15 protein-coding genes and 1 pseudogene are annotated in these 16952 nt (G+C 66.3%); 4 read left to right on the plus strand and 12 right to left on the minus strand.

Translation table 11 applies throughout. From position 1 onward, the window contains the following. Window positions 1-47: 47 nt before the first annotated feature. Window positions 48-548 carry a nucleoside deaminase gene (locus GB927_RS03340; protein WP_256115153.1) on the plus strand — a complete coding sequence of 167 codons (501 nt, stop codon included), beginning with the start codon at window positions 48-50 and terminating at the stop codon, window positions 546-548. 34 nt (window positions 549-582) lie between these two features. On the opposite strand, the gene GB927_RS03345 is transcribed toward GB927_RS03340, so the two are convergent. Further along, window positions 583-2040, minus strand: a complete 1458-nt coding sequence (locus GB927_RS03345) for an FAD/NAD(P)-binding protein (protein WP_256115154.1) — start codon at window positions 2038-2040, stop codon at window positions 583-585. 49 nt (window positions 2041-2089) lie between these two features. Continuing rightward, window positions 2090-3505, minus strand: coding sequence for an LLM class flavin-dependent oxidoreductase (locus GB927_RS03350; RefSeq protein WP_256115155.1), 1416 nt, complete (start codon window positions 3503-3505; stop codon window positions 2090-2092). A 193-nt stretch (window positions 3506-3698) separates the two neighbouring features. On the opposite strand from GB927_RS03350, the gene GB927_RS03355 reads away from it, so the two are divergent. After that, window positions 3699-4910, plus strand: coding sequence for an acyl-CoA dehydrogenase family protein (locus tag GB927_RS03355; RefSeq protein ID WP_256115156.1), 1212 nt, complete (start codon window positions 3699-3701; stop codon window positions 4908-4910). Between the two features lie 121 nt (window positions 4911-5031). On the opposite strand, the gene GB927_RS03360 is transcribed toward GB927_RS03355, so the two are convergent. The 6 genes and pseudogenes from GB927_RS03360 to GB927_RS03390 all read right to left on the minus strand — a co-directional run. Continuing rightward, a complete protein-coding gene (locus tag GB927_RS03360; protein WP_256115157.1) occupies window positions 5032-6246 on the minus strand; it encodes an SfnB family sulfur acquisition oxidoreductase in 1215 nt (404 codons plus the stop codon). Between the two features lie 31 nt (window positions 6247-6277). Next, complete coding sequence (locus tag GB927_RS03365) at window positions 6278-7255, minus strand: ABC transporter permease (RefSeq protein WP_256115158.1); 978 nt, start codon at window positions 7253-7255, stop codon at window positions 6278-6280. 1 nt (window position 7256) lies between these two features. After that, a complete protein-coding gene (locus GB927_RS03370) occupies window positions 7257-8303 on the minus strand; it encodes an ABC transporter permease (RefSeq protein ID WP_256115160.1) in 1047 nt (348 codons plus the stop codon). Beyond that, window positions 8293-9828: a sugar ABC transporter ATP-binding protein gene (locus GB927_RS03375; protein ID WP_256115162.1), complete on the minus strand. Its 1536-nt coding sequence runs from the start codon at window positions 9826-9828 to the stop codon at window positions 8293-8295. The genes GB927_RS03370 and GB927_RS03375 overlap by 11 nt, the downstream gene beginning before the upstream one ends. Before the next feature lie 69 nt (window positions 9829-9897). Then, on the minus strand, window positions 9898-10902 hold the full coding sequence (locus GB927_RS03380) for a sugar ABC transporter substrate-binding protein (RefSeq protein WP_256115163.1): 1005 nt from the start codon (window positions 10900-10902) through the stop codon (window positions 9898-9900). A gap of 346 nt (window positions 10903-11248) precedes the next feature. Beyond that, window positions 11249-11976, minus strand: a pseudogene (locus tag GB927_RS03390) (aminotransferase class I/II-fold pyridoxal phosphate-dependent enzyme); the annotation flags it as partial. Here GB927_RS03390 and GB927_RS03400 point away from each other — a divergent pair. Both GB927_RS03400 and ssuD read left to right on the plus strand, forming a co-directional pair. Next, the gene (locus GB927_RS03400; protein WP_256115166.1) at window positions 11957-12163 is read left to right on the plus strand and encodes an ABC transporter permease family protein; all 207 of its coding nucleotides are present in this window, start codon (window positions 11957-11959) and stop codon (window positions 12161-12163) included. The pseudogene GB927_RS03390 and the gene GB927_RS03400 sit on opposite strands and share 20 nt — an antisense overlap. A gap of 166 nt (window positions 12164-12329) precedes the next feature. Further along, the gene (gene ssuD, locus GB927_RS03405) at window positions 12330-13499 is read left to right on the plus strand and encodes an FMNH2-dependent alkanesulfonate monooxygenase (protein ID WP_256115167.1); all 1170 of its coding nucleotides are present in this window, start codon (window positions 12330-12332) and stop codon (window positions 13497-13499) included. Between the two features lie 50 nt (window positions 13500-13549). On the opposite strand, the gene GB927_RS03410 is transcribed toward ssuD, so the two are convergent. Genes GB927_RS03410 through GB927_RS03425 form a run of 4 tightly spaced genes read right to left on the minus strand, consistent with a single transcriptional unit; the run spans window position 13550 to window position 16912 of the window. Beyond that, entirely contained in the window at window positions 13550-14302 is a 753-nt protein-coding gene (locus GB927_RS03410) for an ABC transporter ATP-binding protein (protein WP_256115169.1), read from the minus strand. Then, window positions 14299-15108 (minus strand): ATP-binding cassette domain-containing protein, encoded by an 810-nt coding sequence (locus GB927_RS03415; RefSeq protein WP_256115170.1) that lies wholly within the window; start codon window positions 15106-15108, stop codon window positions 14299-14301. The genes GB927_RS03410 and GB927_RS03415 overlap by 4 nt, the downstream gene beginning before the upstream one ends. Further along, a complete protein-coding gene (locus GB927_RS03420; protein WP_256115171.1) occupies window positions 15105-15962 on the minus strand; it encodes an ABC transporter permease in 858 nt (285 codons plus the stop codon). The genes GB927_RS03415 and GB927_RS03420 overlap by 4 nt, the downstream gene beginning before the upstream one ends. Further along, the gene (locus GB927_RS03425) at window positions 15959-16912 is read right to left on the minus strand and encodes an ABC transporter permease (protein ID WP_256115417.1); all 954 of its coding nucleotides are present in this window, start codon (window positions 16910-16912) and stop codon (window positions 15959-15961) included. Before GB927_RS03425 ends, GB927_RS03420 begins: the two co-directional genes overlap by 4 nt. Between the last annotated feature and the right edge of the window lie 40 nt (window positions 16913-16952).

Consider the following 16952-nt stretch of genomic DNA (forward strand, 5'->3'; position numbering starts at 1 on the left):
CGGGCACTCTGATTGCGGAAGTGTCCAGCGTTGAGGAGGAGTGGCCGATGCTTGACGAACAGAACAAGGGGCAGGCGACGGAGATCGATCTGCGCAATCTGCGCGAGACGATGAAGATCGCGGAGGAAAGCCGGGCGATGGGGAATCACCCGTTCGGCGCGCTGCTGGCGGGGCCGGATGGGGCGGTGCTGCTGACCTCCGGCAACACATTCAAGGACGACAAGGGCGTCGGCCATGCGGAGATGAACGTCGCGCGCGACGCCGCCAAGGTCTATTCGGTGGAATTCCTGGCCGAATGCACGCTCGTCACCTCGGTCGAGCCGTGCTGCATGTGCGCGGGCGGCACTTACTGGGCGGGCATCGGCCGCCTCGTCTACGGCATGACGGAAAAGCGCCTGGCGGAACTGACCGGCGACAACCCGGAAAACCTGACCATGGACATGCCCTGCGAGCGCATTTTCGACGCTGGGCAGCGCAAGGTGGAGGTCATCGGCCCCGTTCCGGCGCTCGAAGGGGAGATTGCGAAAGCGCACGACGGTTTCTGGTGATCGCCGGAAACCGCCGTCCCTTGCGGCTGCAGCTTCAACCTTCGACGACTCGTCCCGCAGTGAGCATGGGTTCGACGGTATCGAGAACATCGACAAGCTCATCGGCGATGCGCGTTGCGACGAAAACGGCGTGATCGGTCACCTGGGGTAGCCCCATCAGTTCCCCGAATGTGCCGCGCGCCAGGGGGCCGGCGATGAAGAGGGTTTTTGCTGTGCGTCCGTCCGGGCGGATGGCGCGGCTTTGCTCGTCGACGGCAAGGCCGAGGCCGACGCTGTCGGGTTGCAGCACGCCGGTCCGGGCGAGGCACTCCAGGAACGGCTGGCTCGCGAGGATCGAGCGGTGGCCGGGGCCGGTCGTCACGACGACCGCGTCGTAGCGCCCTTCGAACGGTTCGCGTCCGTGACGGGGCCGGAATGTCACGGCGATTTCGCCATCCGCTTGTCGTGTGACGCCGGCGATGGAGGCGGCGTGGAGGACGAACGTGCCGGCCGCCTTGCGCCGGTCGATGGCCGCTTCCACCTGCGGTGCGATACGGAAACGGTGCACATCCCAATAGGGGCGCAGGAAGCGCACGATGCGCCGCCGTTCGGCCACGGGCAGCGCCCGCCAGATGTCGCCGCCCTGCCCGCGCAGCCGGTCGAACACCGCATGCCAGGTCACGCCCGATGCTTCAGCTTCGGCAAGGGTACGGCGAACCCGTCTCAGCAGGGCACGCGCCGAGCGGGCCGGAAGATCGACGAAGTCGCCGAACGGGTCCTGGGGGCTGAGATTGTGGCCGCGGGAGCGCAGCCCGCGGCGCGACACCGCCGTCACCAGGCCCCGGTGCCCGGCAGCGTCGAGGGTGGCGATCACATCCGCGGCGGTCAGACCCGTGCCGACCACGAGCACGCGATCATCCGGCCGGATCGACGACAGGGCCGCTGGAAGGGTGGCATCGGGAATGTAGCGGTCATGCCCGGCGAGCACCTTGTCGAGAGCCGCCGGGGGCTGCGGGCTCGGATGGCTCGTCGCGAGGACCACACCGTCGGCCCAAAGCTCCGAACCGTCCTCGGCAGCGATGTGCCACCCGCCGCCCTCAGCCTCCGTTACGGCGCGAACGCGGCTGCGGCGATGCTCGATATCTCCCGCCGCGACGAGCGGCTGAAGCTGGGAGGAGACGTAGCGGCCGAAGGCCGAGCGCCGCGCGAAGACGTGACCGTCCGCGGTGGTCGCGCCCGGATCGTCCTGAAGCGCGCTGGTTTCGAAAAGCCAGCGCTGGAAATGCTCGTCGTCGCCAGGAACGAGCGTCATGCGCGCCGCCGGCACGTTGATGCGGTGGACGGGCTCGTCCGTATCATAGGCGACGCCACCGCCCAGCACGGCCCGCGGCTCGTAGACCACGATCTTCGCGGCTCCTGGGCCAAGCAGGCGGGCAAGATGATAGGCGAGTGCGGCCCCGGTGAAACCACCACCGATAACCGCAACGACAGGTTTGGCTGATCCATTGCTCACGGCTTGAAAACCCGCCTGTGCTTTATCGAACGCCAAGCCTACCGGCATGTCATGCGCCCACTGTCTTCAGGGCCGGCACCGCTTCGGCCTCGCGGCGCTTCACTGCCTCGATGTCCCGGTAGCCGTCGGCCGGATGTGTCTTCGGCAGATAAGGACCATCACCGAAAAGCTTTTCGCGCAACGTACCAGGCTTGTATTCCGTCGGGTAGGCGCCCCGCTTCTGCAATTCCGGCACGATATGGGCGACGATATCCTCAAAACTGTCCGGCGTCACGGCATAGGCGATGTTGAAGCCGTCGACATCGGTATCGGCGACCCATTCCTGCAGGATATCGGAAATGCGCTCCGGCGAGCCGACGCAGACCGGCCCCATGCCGCCGATGCCGCCGAACTGGGCGAGTTCGTCGATCGTCCACGACTTGTCGCCGCCGGCAATGTGCTCGACGAAGGAATGGATGGCGTTCGTCTCGATCCGCTCCACCACGTCCGTCGGCGCAAATTGTCCGAAATCGATGCCGCTCCAGCCGGACATGAAGGTGAGCGAGCCGTCATAGGAGACGTAGCTTTTGTAATCCTCGAACTTCTTCTGCGCCTTGTCTTCGGTCTCGTCGGTAATGATGGTGATCAGCGTATAGATGAAGACCTTTTTCGGGTCGCGGCCGGCGGCGGCAATGCGCTGGCGGATATCGGCGACATAGGCCTTCAGCACGGATTTGGTCGGCGCGGCGACGAAGATGCATTCCGCATGGGCGGCGGCGAAGGCCTTGCCCGGACCGGAGGCGCCGGCCTGGTAGAGCACGGGCGTGCGCTGCGGCGAAGGTTCCGTCAGGCCGTAGCCCGGCACCTCGAAGAACTTGCCCTTATGGGCAATTTCGTGAACCTTTTCCGGATGGGTGAAGATGCGCTTCTCGCCGTCGCGCACCACCGCCCCCTCCTCCCAGGACCCTTCCAGCAGCTTGTAGAGCACCTCGACATACTCGGCGGCCACCTCATAGCGGTTGTCATGCCGGCGAAGGCCGCCCTGCCCGACGTTCTTCGCGCCGCTTTCCAGATAGGAGGTGACGATGTTCCAGCCGACGCGGCCCTTCGAGTGGTGGTCTGCCGTCGCAAGGCGCCGGGCGAAGGTATAGGGATGCTCGAAGGAGGTGGAGGCGGTGATGCCGATGCCGAGATGCTCGGTGGCAAGCGCGATGGGGGCCGCGAGCTGCATCGGGTCGTTCACCGGAAGCTGCGCGGCCTGGTGGATGGCGTGGTAGTTCGAACCCTTGTAGACGTCGTAATAGCCGATGACGTCGGCGATGAAGATGCCGTCGAAGACGCCGCGCTCCAGCGTGCGGGCGAGATCCTGCCAATAGTCCAGATCCTTGTATTTCCAGGACTTGTCGCGTGGATGCGCCCACAGCCCCGGCGACTGGTGGCCGACGCAGTTCATGTCGAAGGCGTTGAAACGGATGGGGCGGGCCATGGGGTTCTCCAGCGTCTTGAGGATGCCTGAAAGCATCGAACTTTCGGGGGAGGATAACGCCTGCTTCGCACAAATACAGAAATTCTATCTTTTATATAGATTAGTTTCGGAAATGGCTTTGCTGGCTCCGGGATGGCGCGTCGGGGAAAATGCGGACCGAGCAGCCGAACGGCGCTGGAACAGGAGATCCGCCATGAACGCCCTACACCTTCTCAAGGACCCCGATCGTCAGGACGACCGCGCGCGGCTTTTCGCCAGGGCGGAGGAGATTTCCGCCGATCTTGCCCGCCGCGGCGCGGAGCTGGACGCGGAAGGCAGGCCGCCGATCGCGGAAATCGAGCGGCTGAAGAAGGATGGGCTGCTGAACGCCCTGCACCCGGTGGAGATCGGCGGCGGCGGGCTCAACTGGGTGGACGGGCTTCGGCTGGTGCGCATCCTGGCGCGCGGCGAAAGCTCGATCGGCCAGTTGCTCGGCTACCATTTCGTCAACAGCCAGTACATCTACTGGGCGGCGGACGATCCGGACAAGGCCTGGGACCTCGGTGTCGAGACGGTGGCAAAGACGCTCTATTGGGGTGCCGCTGTCAATCCGCGCGATCCGGGCCTGACGCTGACGCAGGATGGTGAGCATTATCTGCTGAACGGCCGCAAGACATTCTCGACCGGCGCCCATATTTCCGACCGCCTCAATGCCAATGCAGCTTTCGGCGACCAGATCGCCAATCTCGTGTTGCCGACCGATCGCCCGGGCTATATCGCTAATGACGACTGGGACAATATCGGCCAGCGGCTCTCCGACAGCGGCAGCGTCGAATTCCGCGATTTCCCGGTCTATGACAGCGATTTCCTGCTGCCGCTCGCGGCCAGGGATGCCGCACCTGCGGTGCAGGCGACCTTCAACACGCCGCTCATCCAGCTCGTCTTCGTCAACTTCTATATCGGCACGGCGGAAGGCGCGCTCGATGCGGCCATCGATTATGTGCGCACGACGACCCACCCCTGGCTGACCTCCGGCGTCGAGAAGGCAAGCGAGGACCCGTATATCCTGGAGCGCATCGGCGAATTCCGCGCGGCGCTGAAAGCCTCCGCAGCACTTGCCGACGCCGCCGCGGCCACCGTGCAGTCGGTGCTGGCGCGGGGCCGGACCGTTACTGCCCAGGAGCGCGGCGAAGCGGCGATCGAGGCCTATGCGGCCAAGGTCAACGCCACCCATGTGGCACTCGACGTCACCGCCCGCGTCTTCGAGCTGACCGGCGCCCGCTCGACGGCCTCGCACTACCGTTTCGACCGCTACTGGCGCAACGTGCGCACCCACACGCTGCACGACCCGGTATTCTACAAGGCGCGCGAAGTCGGCGATTTCGCCCTCAACGGCCGCGTGCCGGAGCCGAGCCTCTATAGCTGAGGCGATCGGCCAGCGGGAGGGAAAGGCGGCCACCGGCCGCCTTTTCGTTCGCGCACAAAAAAGGGCCGCAATCCCGAAGGATTGCGGCCAGGCGACCACCCCCCACCACGAGGGTTGGATTTCAGAGCGCGCCGTTGCGCGGCGGCGTGACGCCGTTCAGGTGATAGTTGCCGACGACATGGTATTTCCAGCGCACCGGATCGTGCAGCGTGTGGGTGCGCGCATTGCGCCAGTGGCGTTCGAGATTGAGGCCGCGCTTCGTGGCGGCGGTTCCGGCAAGCTCGAACAGCACGTTCGTCGCGTCGATGGCAAGTTCCGTCGTCAACACCTTGGCCGCGGCCACCGCAAGGGTCGCCGCCACGGAATTTTCCTGATTGAGGCTGACCTGCGCCTGGTCGACCCTGCGTCCTGCCCGTTCCAGCGTCGCCTCGGCGGCCTCGATGCGGATGGCGAGTTCGCCGATGCGCGCGATCGTCAGCGGATCGTCCGCCGCACGCTCGACGCCGCTGTCCGTCCAGGGTCGCGCCTTGTCGCGCACGAAGCCGATGGTTTCTTTCAGCGCCGCCCGGGCGATGCCGAGATCGACGGCGGCATGAATGATCTGCCCGACCGAGCCAATCGTGCCAGGGCGCTCGAAACCCTTCTGGTGCTGGACCACGGCATCAGCCGGCACGTAGACGTCGCGGAGGATCGTCGTGCCACTGCCGGTCGTGCGCTGGCCGAAACCATCCCAGTCGTCGACAATCTCGATGCCCTCCGTCTCGCGTGGCGCAAAGGACATGGTCAGCCGCTCTTCGCCGTCGAGCGCAAAGATCACCACCCAATGGGCGAAGAGCACGCCCGTCGAATAGAACTTCCGCCCGTCGATGCGGAAGCCCGCGCCATCAGGCGCAATTCGTGTGTTGTAATTGCCGACGGTCTTGGTGCCGACCTCGGAGAGAGCGTTGCCAAAGCGGTCGCCGGCCAGTGCACGGCCGAAATAGAACCGCTTCTGCGCCTCGCTGCCGTCGTGGCGGAGCGCTTCGAGAATGTAGAAATGGTTCTGCGGGATCTGGCCGATCGAGCTGTCGGCCTCGGAAAGGATGGCCGTGACCTCGGCGAGCACTACGTTCGATACGTCGATGCCGCCATAATCCGAGGGCACCGTGATGGCGAGCAGGCCGGAGGCGGAGAGCCGGTCGAGCTCCTCATAGGGAAGCGCACGCTCGTAATCGCGCCGGCTCGCACCGTTTGCGAACTCGTCGGCTAGTGTCCGCGCGACGGCGAGCGCTTCCTCTTCGCTGGCGATGCGGTGGGCGGTCTGCTGCGGTCGGGCGAGCTGTGTGACGCTGCTCATGATCGTTCCTTTCGAGAGATGCGGCCCGGCCTTACGCCCGGGCGGCGGCCTTGCGGTTGGCGAAGCCGATGGCAAGGACCGAGAAGATGAGGAGCCCGGTGCCGACCTGCTGCCAGTAGAAGTTCAGGCCGGAGAGGAGCAGGCCATTGGCGACGATGCCGAGCAGCAGCACGCCGAGCACCGTGCCGGGAACGTTTGGCCGCCCATGCGGATCGAACGTCGTGCCAATGAAGGTGGCGCCGATGGCGTTGAGCAGGAAGGCATTGCCGGAGGACGGGATGTAGACGGTCACCGTCGAGGTGAGGATCAGCCCGACGATCGCGGCGATCGCCGAGACCAGCACATAGGTGGCGGCGGTGACGCGCGACAGCCGGATGCCGGAATAGCGCACGACACTCGCCTGGATGCCGGTGGCGAGCACCACCCGGCCGAAACGCGTGCGCGACAAGACGAGCCAGGCACCGGCGATGACGAGGGCGGCGACCAGCAGCGGCACGGGAAGGCCGGCAACAGAGCCGTGGCCGAGGAAACGGAAGGCCTCCGGCACGCCGGCGGGCGGCAGGTAGACCGGATTGCCGCCGTTCGTCAGCAATTGTTGCACGCTGCGGCCGACGAACAGCGTGCCGAGCGTGGCGAGGAAGGGCGAAATGCCGATGCCGGCGATCAGCACGGCATTGAACAGGCCGACGAGAGCCCCGCCGGCAAGCCCGCCGAGGGCTGCCAGCGGGATCGGCTGCCCGGCAAGAACGAGGGAGACGAAGGCGAAGCTCGCAAAATCGATGGCCGTGCCGACCGACAGGTCGATGCCGCCGGCCGAGACGGCGAAGGTCATGGCGACGGCGACGATGGCCAGCAGCGCAAAATTGTTCACCAGCACGCTGACGAGATTGGCGCCGGAGAGGAAGCCCGGGGCAAGCGCTGCGAAGGTGGCGAACACGGCGGCAAGAGCCGCGACCAGCGCATAACGCCCGATGCCGCGCGTGAAGGCCGAAAGGGATGCCGTCGCCATATCAGACAGCCTCCCGGCACAGCAGCGTGGTGGCTGACACCACGAGCAGGATCAGCAGGCCCTGCACGCCGCTCACCAGCGTGCTGGAAATGTTGAGAAGCTGGAAACCGTTGATGAGGAAGCCGACGAAGAGCGCGGACAGCAAGGTGCCGGTGATCGTCGGCACCAGCCGGCGGGAAAACACCACGCCGAGCAGCGCCGTCACGACGACCGGCAGCAGCATCTCGCCCGCCCCCGTCGTGCTGCCGCTCAAGTAGGACACCGACAGGATGCCGGCAAAACCGCCGCAGAGGCCGCTGGCCAGGAAGGAGCCGGCGACGAAGGAGCGGACCGGCAGGCCGGCGGCGCGCGCCGCATCGGGATATTCGCCGACCGCGTAAAGCCTGAGGCCGAGCGGCGTATATTGCACGATGGCCGCGACGACCAGCGTGAAACCGAGCAGGACATAGGCGAGGACGGGAACGCCGAACGGACCGCTCGCGGAAAGCGTCGAGAGGAATTCGCCGGAGGCCGGCACGACGGTGTTCTGGGTCAGAACGAGTTCGAGGCCCGCCACGACATTCATCACGGCGAGCGTCGCCAGCAGCGGCACGATGCCGGCAAGCGTCACCGCTGCGGCATTGACCGCGCCGATGGCAAGCCCCGTGCCGAGCGCCCCGAGGATCGCCACCGCGTCGCCCTGCCCCGCCTGCGCCAGCGTCGCATAGACGGCAGCACTCAGGCCCATATTGGCGGCAAGCGACAGGTCGATGCCGCCCGTGACGACATTCGAGCCGCCGGCGATGACGACGATGGTGAGGCCGATGGCCAACACCCCGGCAATGGCGGACTGGCCGAGTACGTTGCCGATATTGCCAACCGTCAGGAAGAACGGTGCTGCGATGGAGAAGAACACAAGCACACCGGCGAAGACGGCGAGCGAGCCGCCGCGTAGCGCGAGCGTCGCCAGCCGCCGCCCCAGCGCCGGGCCGGACTTTTCCGGCTCCGGGGACGTTTTCTCTTCGAGCCCGAACACGGAGGGCGGGATATAGGGGGCGTCAACCAGCATGGCGCAGCGTCTCGTGGGCGCCCGTTACGTCGGTCAGGACCTGATCGGGGCTCGTTTCGGAGGAGATGAATTCCCGCGTCACCCGGCCGCGGAAGAAGACGAGGACCCGGTCGGTGATGCCGAGCAGTTCCTCGATATCGGAGGAGAGCACGAGGATGCCCGCGCCGCGCTCGGCAAGCTCGCCGATCAGGCGGTAGATCTCGACCTTGGCGGCGATGTCGACGCCGACGGTGGGCTCGTCGAGCAGGTAGATTTCCGACTGGCGGCTCAGCCATTTGGCGATCGCCACCTTCTGCTGGTTGCCGCCCGAGAGCGTGCGCACCAGCGCGTCGATGCCGTCGGTCTTGATCTGCAGCCGCTTGACGAGGTCCTCGGTCTGCCGCCGCTCGGCGCCACGGTCGATGAGGCCTCTAGAAAACCGGCCGAGGCTGGCGAGCGTGGTGTTCTCCGTCACCGCAAGATCGAGCGCCACGCCGTCGCGGCGGCGATCTTCCGGTACGAGGGCGAGGCGTTTTGCCGTCGCCTTCGCCGGATCGGTGGCAAAGACGGCCTCGCCCTTAACCGAGACGGTGCCGCCGGTCGGCCGGTCGAGGCCGAAGAGCGTGCGCACGACCTCCTTGGCGCCCGAGCCGACAAGGCCGGTGAACCCCAGCACCTCGCCCCGGCGCAGCGTGAAGGACACCTCGTCGTAGCGATCGGTCAGCGCAAGGTTTTCCACCTGCAACAGCGTCTCGCCGGGCGTGACCTGCGGTTTCGGATAGAGTTCGCCGATCGCACGATTGACCATCAGCGCGCCGATCTTCGCGGCCGAGGTCTCCGTGATCGGCAGGGTCGCGACGTCGCGGCCGTTGCGCAGCACCGTCACGGTGTCGCAGAGGTCGACGATCTCGCCGAGATAATGCGAGATGTAGAGGATGGTGATGCCCTCCTCGCTGAGGCGCCGGATGAGCCGGAAGAGAAGATCCGCCTCGCGCCGCACGAGCGCCGCCGTCGGCTCGTCGAAGACCAGCACCTTGGGATTGGCGATCAGCGCCCGCGTGATCTGCACGATCTGCTTTTCGGCCGCGGAGAGATCCGCGATGAGGGCCGAGGCGGGCAGTTGCAGGCCGAAATAACGGTCCAGCATCTCCGCCGCTTTCCGGCGCATCGCAGCGCGGTCGAGGAAGGGCGTGCCGGCAATGCGCGGCTCGCGACCGAGGAAGAGTGTTTCGCCCACCGTGAAAGTCGGCACCAGCAGGCGATCCTGGTGGATGAAGTGGATGCCGAGCGCTTCGGCAAGATGTGGCGTCAGCCGCTCATAGGCCTTGCCGTCGATCTCGATCGTGCCCTCGTCCGCCCGGTGCAGGCCGGCCAGGAGCTTGATCAGCGTCGACTTGCCGGCGCCGTTCTGGCCGACGAGGCCATGCACCGTGCCACGCCGCACCGTGAGCGACGCGCCTGAAAGGGCTGCCGCACCGCCGAACCGCTTGACGACCCCATCGAAATGAAGGATCGCGTCGCCGCCGTTCTCTACCGCATCCACCATCGTCACATTCCCTGCATCGAGAAACCGGAGGGACCGCGGCCGGTCGGCCGCGGTCCGCCGTCAAAAGGATCAGCCGATGCCGAGCTTCTTCGAAACTTCGCCGACGGTCTGCTTGTTGGCGAGGAGTGCGGGCACATAGGTCTCGCGCGGCAGAGTCTCGCCGGCGAGGTAGCGGGCGACGTTCTGGATCGCCACGCGGCCAAGCTCGGCCGGCTGCTGGGCGACGTCGGCGGCGGCCGGCGAATTCGGATCGGCCACAAGCTGGAGCACTTCCGGGCTGCCATCGACGCCGTAGGTCTTGATCTCGGTGCGACCGGCGGCCGTGAGGGCCTGCGTGGCGCCGAGCTGCGGGATGTCCCAGGCCGACCAGATGGCCTTGATCGAGCCCTTTTCCGGATATTTGGCGAGGATCGCCGTGATCTGGGTGAAGGCGTCCTGCACCGTGTTCGGGATCACGTCGCGCAGCTCCGGCTGGATGATCTGCACCTTCGGGAAATATTTGACGACATTGACGAGCTGGTCGTAGCGGATCGCGCAGGGCGTCACGCCGTAGAAGCCGTTGAAGACGACGATATTGCCTTCGCCGCCGATATCCGAGACGAGCTGGAGCGCGAGATCCTTGCCGATGCCCCAATTGTCCGAGGTCGCGTTGTTAAGCGAGTTCACCGAGCCGACATCGATGGTTAGGACCGGGATATCCGCCTCGCGGGCCTTCTTCAGCCACGGATCGATGACGCTCAGCGTGCCGAGCAGCTGGACGATGGCGTCCGGCTTCTGGGCGATCAGCGTCTGGAGCTGGGAGACGAGCTTGCCGTCGTTGCGGCCGGCGTCCACCGCGATCGGCTCGCCGCCGAGGCGCTTCACTTCCTCGATCTGGGCATTGTAGGCTTGGAGATCGAAGAAGTGGTCGGTGCCGGTCGCGCTGATGCCGATGCGCTTGCCCTTGAGGGAAAGCTCCCCTGCGGCCGAAGCCGAGCGCGCGGGCAGGAGCCCTGCACCAGCGACGACGCCGGCGACGGCGGTGAGTTTCAGGAGGTTGCGGCGGTTCACGCCGGCGGTGCGTTCGTCAGTCATGGTGGTCCCCATCCATGCGTTTGATGATATAATCTATAAATTATATGCATTATCTGCGCAGGACAGGTAGAATTTTCCAAATCGCGGGGACCTGTGAAAATAATCCGCTTGCCGAAGGGCATGCCGACATCCGGCATAAGCCGCGCGTTCAGATGATGTATTCCGGCTCGCTCAGCGTCTGGTCCATCGTGCGGCGACCACCTCGTAGTCTTCTCCGGGACCAGCGCCCCAGGCATTGTCGATCTGCATCATTGTCAACTCATCGCTGTCGTGAACGGGAAAAGGCCCGTCACGCGTGGAACTGACGGCGAGAGTAGCGTTTGCGGGACTCAAATACCTGCGTTGTCCCGTCCTGGAATTTCGGGAAGATCACCCGCTCCACCTTCGCGTGGCCCTTGAGGTATTCCGCGACCTTCACGGCATTCTCATTGTTCTGGCGCAGGCGCAGCGGCGACGTCTCCAGGTCCTGGATGAACTGGAAGGCGTTCTGCTGGCTGATCGCCGCGCCAAGATCGCGCAGCAGGACGGCGCGGGATGTAGGGATGGAAGGCGATCGTCGCGGCCTTCTCGATCCAAGTCTTGTCCTGGTAACTCGGATCGGGCTCGTTGAGGTTCGGCTGGCGCTCGGCATGCTCGACCCAGGGGAAGGTGCCGCTGTCGACGATCGCGCGGCTGATGGCGGCGAACTCGGCGATCGGGAAGACCTCCCGCTTCGGGTTCGGCAAGGATTCCGCATAATAGGCGCGGGTACGCTCGTCCGTCGCCGTCTCGAAGGCTTCCGGGTCCGATGCGTCGACGAAGCGCGTTTCGATACCGAAGCTTTTCAGCGTCGCGGCGAACGACGTCCAGGTGCCGCCATAGAGGCCGGCAGCGCTGACGATGTTGTCGCCCGCCCGCGCCACTTAGGATCGCATAGGCAGAGGCTGCCTAGCCAGAGGAGAGCGCCAGCGCTGCCGCCCCGCCTTCCAGCTCGGCGAGACGCCGCTCGAAGGCATCCTGCGTCGGGTTAGAGACGCGGGTGTAGAGAGGGCCTGCGGCTTCCAGCGCGAAGAGCGTGCTGGCGGCATCGCTGCTGGCCTTCATCGGCATTTTCGACCTGCTCAACGCCGCCCGCGCCCCCGCCGCCGATCCCAAATGGCTCGGCTTCTACAACGAGGCCTATCTCGTCGTTGCGGCCGTCTATTTCGTCATCTGCTTTGCAGCCTCCCGCTACAGCCAATGGCTGGAGCGCAGGCTGCAGTCCGGCCGACGCCAGGCATGACAGGGCGATGGGGAGCGCGATGAATAATCCTTGCAAGCGCGCCACAAGAGAATAGATTTCCTTACCGAAACTATAGAATTTATTATTTTACGCGGAGCTCCACTTGCCCTCCGGCAGGCGGGGGCTCTCCAGATGATCGGCAGCCGCCCCGGCAGGAAGACACGTCATGACCAAGCCCGACCAGCCCCTCGATTTCCTGTGGTTCATCCCGAGTTCCGGCGATGGTTCCTATCTCGGTTCGGACGAACTCAGCCGCCCGCCGGATCCGGGTTATTTCCGCGAGATCGCCGTTGCCGTCGACCGCCTCGGCTATTCGGGCGTGCTCATTCCGGTCGGCGCGGCCTGCGAGGAATCCTTCGTGCTGGCCGCCGACCTTGCCGCGCGCACGGAGAAGCTGAAATTCCTCGTGGCGATCCGCCCCGGCACGGCGACGCCGGCCTATTATGCGCGCCTCGCCGCGACGCTCGACCGGGTCTCCAACGGGCGCCTGCTGCTCAACATCGTGGTCGGCGGCAGTTCGCAGGAGCTTGCCGGCGACGGCATCTTCCTGCCGCATGACGAGCGCTACGACCACGCGAGCGAATTCTTCCAGGTCTTCAACGAGCTGATCGAGACCGGCCGCTCGACGCTCGACGGCAAATACATCAAGGCGATCGACGCCAAGCTCGGCCTGCCGCCCGTCCAGCAGCCGCGCCCGCCGATCTATTTCGGCGGCTCGTCCGAAGCGGCGATCGATTTTGCCGGCGGCCTCGTCGACAAGTACCTGACGTGGGGCGAACCGCCGGCACAGGTCGGGGAAAAGATCGCCCATGCCCGCAAGGTCGCCGCCGCCAAGGGCCGCGAGGCCACCTTCGGCATCCGCCTGCATTTCATCGTCCGCGAGACGGATGACGAGGCATGGGAAGCCGCCGACCGGCTGATTTCCAGGCTTTCGGACGAGGCCATCGCCTCGGCGCAGGAGGTGCTGACCAAGAATTCCGACTCCGTCGGCCAGGCGCGCATGGTGGCCCTGCACAACGGCCGGCGCGACAAGCTGGAAGTGTCGCCGAACCTGTGGGCCGGCATCGGCCTCGTGCGTTCCGGTGCGGGCACCGCACTTGTCGGCTCGCCCAAGACGGTCGCCGCGCGGCTGCGCGAATACCAGGAGCTCGGCATCGACACGGTGATCGCCTCCGGCTATCCGCATGTGGAAGAGGCCTACCGCGTTTCCGAGCTGCTCTTCCCGGAACTCGGCCTTCCCGGTCCGCGCGGCCAGCTGCGCGCCTCCTTCGGCGACCGCCAGGTCTTCGGCGGCGGCGGCCATGGCGGCAACGTCAAGCTGACCTCGGCGTCCTAACCGTCAGGTGATGATTCCGGTTCGCCGCCCGGCGAGCCGACCTCGGCAGATCACACGCGCTCCGGCATCCTCGGCGTGCTGGCAAGCAATTGCCTTGTATAGGGGTGGGCCGGGCGCGCGAGGATATCGCGCGTTGCCCCCTGCTCGACGATCCTGCCCTTTTCCAGCACGACCAGCCGTTCGCACAGCAGGGCGACGAGCGCAATGTCATGCGAAACGACGACGAAGGTCATGCGCGCCGACAGGCTGCGGAGCAGGTCGATGATCCGGGTGCGGGTCGTCAGGTCCAGTGCACTCACCACCTCGTCGGCAATGATCAGGTCGGGATTGGCGACGATCGCCCGCGCAATCGCGATGCGCTGGCGTTGGCCGCCGGAAAACTCATGCGGATAGCGCCGCGCCGCATCGGCCGGCAGGTCCACATCCCGCAACGCCTGTTCGACGGCGGCGGCGATATCGGTCTCGATCTTCAGGGAGCGCAGCGGCTCGGCGATGATGTCGAACACGCGCTGGCGCGGATCGAGCGAGGAATAGGGATCCTGGAAGACCGCCTGCACGCTGCGGCGAAAGCCGCGCATGAAACCGCGATTGGCGGCGTCCAGCCGCTCGCCGCGGAACGAAACCGCCCCGGAGGATGCGCGCTCCAGCCCGAGCAGCAGCTTCAGCATGGTGGTCTTGCCCGAACCGGACTCGCCGACAATGCCGAGATTGCTTCCGGCCTCGACGGCAAGGTCGATATCCTGCAGCACCCTGCTGCCCCTGCCATAGGAGAAGGAAACGCCGGACAAGGCGAGAAGCGTCATGGTGCAAACTCCAGCGCGGCATCGAAGGCGCGTGCGGCCGCGACCAGGCCCTCGGTATAGGGATGGGAAGGCCGGCCGAAGAGCGTGCCGACAGGCCCCTCCTCGATCAGCGCGCCATGGCGCATCACCAGCGCCCGCTCCGCCACGGTCGCCACCACCGGCAGGTCATGGCTGATGAAAAGCAGGCCCATGCCCTCGTCCCGTACCACCGTCTCCAGCAACTTCAGGATTTCGGCCTGCGTGGTCACGTCGAGTGCGGTGGTCGGCTCGTCGGCGATCAGCAGTTTCGGCCGGCAGGCGAGCGCCATGGCGATGGCCCCGCGCTGGCGCTGGCCGCCGGAAATCTCGTGCGGAAAGGCGCGGGCGATGCGCGCGGGCTCCGGCAGGGCGACACGCTCCAGGAGGGCAAGGACGCGTGACGCAATCTCGGCCCTGCCCGGTTTCGTGCCGTCCCGCAAGGCCCGGCGGCGCACCACCTCCGCCACCTGGTCGCCGATCCGCATCAGGGGATCGAGCGCCGTCATCGGTTCCTGGAACACCGCCGCGACGCTGCGGCCGCGCAGGGGAACGAGATCGCGGTCGCGAGCGCCGATGACCGGGTGACCGTCGAGGGTGATCGAGCCGGTGACGCGCATGGTGTCCGGCAGAAGGCCCAGCACGGCGAGCGCCGTCAACGACTTGCCCGAGCCGGATTCGCCGATGAGGCCGACCCTTTCGCCGGCGGCGATGGAGAAGGAAATGCCGGACACGAGCGGGCGCGCGGCGGTGCGGATCTGGAGGTCCTCGACGGACAGCAGGGTGCTCACCGGCTCCTCCTGCGGGTGGGGTCGGCGGCCTCGCGCAGGCCGTCGGCGAACAGGTTGAGACCGATGACCAGCGACACCAGCGCAAGGCCCGGGGCGATGGCCCCGAACGGCGCCGTGTAGACGGAGGCCTGCGCCTCCTGGAGAAGCCTGCCCCAGGAGGCATTGGGCGGCGGCGCGCCAAGCCCGAGATAGGAAAGCGAGGCTTCGGCGATGACCGCGAGGCCGAATTGCAGGGCGAAATTGACGATCAGCGTCGGCCAGATGTTCGGCAGCACATGGATGCGCACGATGCCCGGCGAGGCGGTGCCGGAAATGCGCGCCGCCGTGATGTAGTCCATGGACAGGATGCGCTTGGCGAGGATGCGCGTCAGCCGCGCCACGATGGCCGACCCGGCAATGCCGATGGCGAGGATCGCGGTCCACAGGCTGGCGCCATCGCTGGAGGCGACGATCAGCATGGCGAGCAACAGCGTCGGGAAGGCGATCAGGATGTCGAGTGCTGCGGCCAGCACGTCGTCGAGCGTGCGCGTGGCGAAGGCGGCGAGCACCCCGATGGTGACGCCGATCAGCGCGCCCAGCGCGACCGCTCCGCAGCCGACGACGAGCGCGATGCGCGAGCCGATCATGATCTGGGTCATCAGGTCGCGGCCGAGCCGGTCCGTACCGGCCCAATGAACGAACGAGGGACCTTCGAGACGTCCACCGACCATGTCGCCCACCGCATAGGGCGTCCAGACCAGCGAGAGTAGCGCGATCACCAGATGCAGGCCGACCAGCAGGCCGCCGACCATGAGCGGCCAGGGCATAGAGGATTTTGGACGCGCGCCAGCGCTGACAACGGGCGTGTCGCTCATGCCCCACCCCCGGTCACGCGGCCGCGCAGGCGCGGATCGATCAGCCGCTGGATGAGATCGGCGGCAAAGCCGACCAGCAGCACCAGCAGCGTGGAGACGAAAAGCACGCCCTGCACATTGGGATAATCACGCTGTTCTATGCCGAGCAGCAGCATGGAGCCGAGGCCCGGCAGGGCGAACACCCGCTCCACCACCACGGCGCCGAGCAGCGTGGAGGCGAGCTCGATGCCGAGGACGGAAATAACCGGCACCGCGCCGTTGCGGATGCCGTGGCGCACCAGCGCCTCGGAAAAGGTGGCGCCGAGCGCGCGGGCGGTGCGCAGGTAATCGCTGCCGAGCACGTCCTGTGTTGCCGAGCGCACGTAGCGAATGAGCGAGGCCGACATGACGATGGCGATGGTCGCGACCGGCAGAACGAGGGCCTGGAAGGCCGCACCCGCGGACTGCCAGCCGCGCGACGGGAAGCCGCCGGAGGGAAACAGCCGCAGATTGACCGCAAAGACCGTGGCCAGCAGGATGCCGATCCAGAACACCGGAATGGCGATGCCGAGCTGGGAGACGACGGAGATCAGCCCGCCATACCACCGGTTCTGGCGCACGACCGAGAGGATGCCGAGCGGCACGGCAATAGCGACGGCGACAAGGAAGGCGAGCAGCGTCAGCGGCACGGTGACGACGAGGCGCTTGCCGATCTCATCAAGCACCGGCGCACCGCTGACGAAGGAATTGCCGAGATCGAAGCGTGCGAGGTTTCCGGCAAAACGCAGGAACTGTTCGTAGAGCGGCAGGTCGGAGCCCACCTGCTTGCGGGCAGCCTCGATCTGCGCCGCGTCGGCACCCACGGAGACCAGCGCATTGGCGGGATCGCCCGGCAGGAGGCGCAGCAGCGCGAACAGGATGACGGCGGCAATGACGACCGACAGCGCCAGGATGGCGGAGCGGCGGAATATATAGGAACGTATGGTCTTGACCTCTCAAGCGCGGACGCCG

It is taken from the genome of Shinella lacus, assembly GCF_010994755.1.
GTDB lineage: Bacteria > Pseudomonadota > Alphaproteobacteria > Rhizobiales > Rhizobiaceae > Shinella > Shinella lacus.